The following is a 2,771-nucleotide window of genomic DNA, read 5'->3' on the forward strand; positions in this document are numbered from 1 at the left end:
GGGTACTCGGGGCGGGCGAGGGTCGCGCCATCGATGGCGGGACGGTTGATATCGAGGCCGTCCCGGTCGATTCGGGGGTGAGCGAGCAGCCGCTCGGCCACGCGGAAACCGTGACCGGCGCGGAGGCCCGTGCGGCGGCGGTACTCGACGCGGGCGAGTACGACCTCGGCGTCGGCATCGAGGGTGGCGTCGCCGACTTCGGCGTGGCCGACGGGCTGTTCCTCGTGATGTGGGCGTCGGTCGACGACGGCACCCGGGTCGGCCGCGGGGCGGGACCCAGCTTCCGCCTGCCGGACGGGATCGCCACACGAGTGGACGACGGCGAGGAGCTTGGACCCGTGATGGACGACGTCCTCGACACGACGGGGGTCGCCAAACGCGGCGGGGCGGCGGGCGCCCTGACCGATGGTCGGGTCGATCGAACCGACGCGCTCGCGACCGCCGTGGCCGGCGCGCTTGGGCCGTTCGTCTCCGACCTGTACTGATAGTGATTACTGCGAGTCTGTACCACCGTGACGATCCGTGTCGGCGATGAGAGCCGGGTAACGGGCGTCTTTCGACACCGTCCATGAAACTATTCGCCGTAATCACTATGAGCCGGGAACGGGGAGCATCTTCCATGGTTCGTGCCGACGGCTCGAGTTCATCCAGCGTACCGATACGCGATGGCGATCGGCTTGACATGGCCCGCGATATCGACGAAACCGCATGACACGACGGTGTTAACCGGGTGTACCAACCGCCTTTTGACGCCGGCGGCCATATGGTGAAACATGAGCACGGTGTCCCCCGAACCCGTCGGCGTCGACCCGAACGGCCTCTCGGAAAAACAGAGCCGGATCCTGGAGTATCTCCAGGTGAACGCCGACGACCGGACGTACTTCAAATCGCGGCTGATCGCCGACGACCTCGAGCTCTCCGCGAAGGAAGTCGGTGCGAACATGGGTGCCGTCGCCGACGCCGCCCGCGACCTTGACGTCGAGAAGTGGGGTTACTCCTCCGGAACGACGTGGATGGTAACGACGTAGCGGGGCAGGAAAGTCGGCGGATCGGTTAACGGTCGGACGAGTCCGACCTACGGGTCGTGGCTGACGAGGGAGGCGGCGTCGTCCGCGAGCGCGACGGCGTCGGGGCCAAACGAGTCGGCGTATCGCACGACGAGCGTCAGCGATCGCTCCGGCTCGGTCAGCTTGTAGCCGTCCGACCGGTTGAGCAGCCCGGCGCCATCGAGGGCCGCGGCGGCGGCGCTGATCGACGGTCGGGAGACGTCGAGTGCCGCCGCCAGATCGACGCCGGTCGCCTCGGGGTCCCGCAACAGGGCGAGAACCATCCCCCGCGGCGTCTCCCGTCGAAGGTAGCCGAGGGCCCGCTTGTCGAACGCATCGAATCGCTCGGCCGGGAAGTACCGTCGGTAGTCGGCGTCCTTCGTCGACTCGATCACTTCCGATTCCTCGAGTTTCCGAAGGTGATGTTGCGTCTCGCCGGTCCCAAGCTGGAGGTCGTCCCGAAGCTTCGAGAAATGCGCGCCGGGGGTGGTCGGCACGTATCCGCGGATCGCTTCCCGCGTCTCGTTCGTGTCGGCGGCGGCGCTTGCGGTCCCGACGAAGGGCGCGGCCGCTCCGATGGCGGCGAACCGCCGGAGCGTTGCCCGCTTCCGCTCGTCGATCCCGTTCGTCACGCCCCCACTATCCGTGCGCTCGACAAAAGCACTTCGTTCGGCCGGATCACCTTTCGCGTTCGATCTCGGCCTCGGGAACGTCCTCGTCCATCTCCTCAATGACCTCGTCGGCCGACTTGATCTCTCCGCTCGCGCCGCCCGACTTGACCGCTTCGGCCTCTTTTTCGAGCTCTTCGACGTCCATCTCGGCGGCTTCGTCGATCTGGCCGAGGATCTCGTCGATGTCGTCAAGCCCGAGCATCTTTCGCGTGTCGGCGTCGAACTCCTTGCCGTCGAGCCCCTCCATCTCCTGAACGTCGGAGCCGGACAGCGCCTTGCCGTACCGGCCGACGAGGCTGGTGAGCTCCTGGGGCAACACGAACGTGGTGGAATCGCCCTTTCCGATCTCCTCGAGCGTCTCCATTCCGCGTTCGATTATCGCCCGCTCGCCCATCGACTCCGCCGACCGTGCGCGCAGCACCGTCGAGATCGCGTCCCCCTGCGCCTCGAGGATCTGGCTCTGCTTTTCTCCCTGTGCGCGGATGATGTTCGACTGCTTGTCCCCCTCCGCCTGCTCGACCGCCGACCGCCGTTCTCCCTGCGCCTCGAGGATCATCGCCCGGCGGCGACGCTCCGCGGACGTCTGTTGTTCCATCGCCTGCTGGACGTCCTTCGAGGGATTCACCTCGCGGACCTCGACGCTCTCGACGCGGATCCCCCACTCGTCCGTCGGCTCGTCCAGCTCCTTGCGGATCTTCGCGTTGATCTCTTGGCGCTTGTTCAGGGTGTCGTCGAGCTCCATGTCGCCGAGAACGGCCCGCAGCGTCGTCTGTGCGAGGTTCGATACGGCCTTCTTGTAGTTATCGACCTCGAGGAACGCCTTTTTCGCGTCCATCACCTTGATGTACACCACCGCGTCCGCCGTCACCGGCGAGTTGTCCCGCGTGATCGCCTCCTGGCGCGGTACGTCCAGCGTCTGGGTCCGCATGTCGAACGCGTACGTCCGCGACACGAACGGGGGAATGAGGTTGATACCGGGTTCGAGCAGCTTCCGGTACTCCCCGAACACGGTCAACGTCTGTTTCTCGTAGGCGTCGACGATCTGGAAGGACTG

Annotated in this window: 4 protein-coding genes; 2 read left to right on the forward strand and 2 right to left on the reverse strand. The window is 66.3% G+C overall.

Features of this window, described 5'->3' with window-relative positions; translation table 11 throughout:
• Positions 1-485 (forward strand): inosine/xanthosine triphosphatase (locus Q0916_RS12010; RefSeq protein ID WP_349254533.1); only part of this gene is annotated, 485 nt, incomplete at its 5' end.
• Positions 486-773: 288 nt separating this feature from the next.
• Positions 774-1,028 carry a DUF7123 family protein gene (locus tag Q0916_RS12015; protein ID WP_299237516.1) on the forward strand — a complete coding sequence of 85 codons (255 nt, stop codon included), beginning with the start codon at positions 774-776 and terminating at the stop codon, positions 1,026-1,028.
• 47 nt (positions 1,029-1,075) lie between these two features.
• On the opposite strand, the gene Q0916_RS12020 is transcribed toward Q0916_RS12015, so the two are convergent.
• Both Q0916_RS12020 and Q0916_RS12025 read right to left on the reverse strand, forming a co-directional pair.
• Complete coding sequence (locus Q0916_RS12020; RefSeq protein ID WP_299237517.1) at positions 1,076-1,678, reverse strand: winged helix-turn-helix transcriptional regulator; 603 nt, start codon at positions 1,676-1,678, stop codon at positions 1,076-1,078.
• 46 nt (positions 1,679-1,724) lie between these two features.
• Positions 1,725-2,771: SPFH domain-containing protein (locus Q0916_RS12025; RefSeq protein WP_349254534.1), on the reverse strand; the 1,047-nt coding region annotated here is incomplete at its 5' end.

The organism is Natronomonas sp. (assembly GCF_028274965.1).
GTDB lineage: Archaea > Halobacteriota > Halobacteria > Halobacteriales > Haloarculaceae > Natronomonas.

Bases quoted from the DNA above. Each gene is read 5' to 3' on its own strand.
- Q0916_RS12015 (WP_299237516.1), top strand. From the start codon at position 774: ATGAGCACGGTGTCCCCCGAACCCGTCGGCGTCGACCCGAACGGCCTC.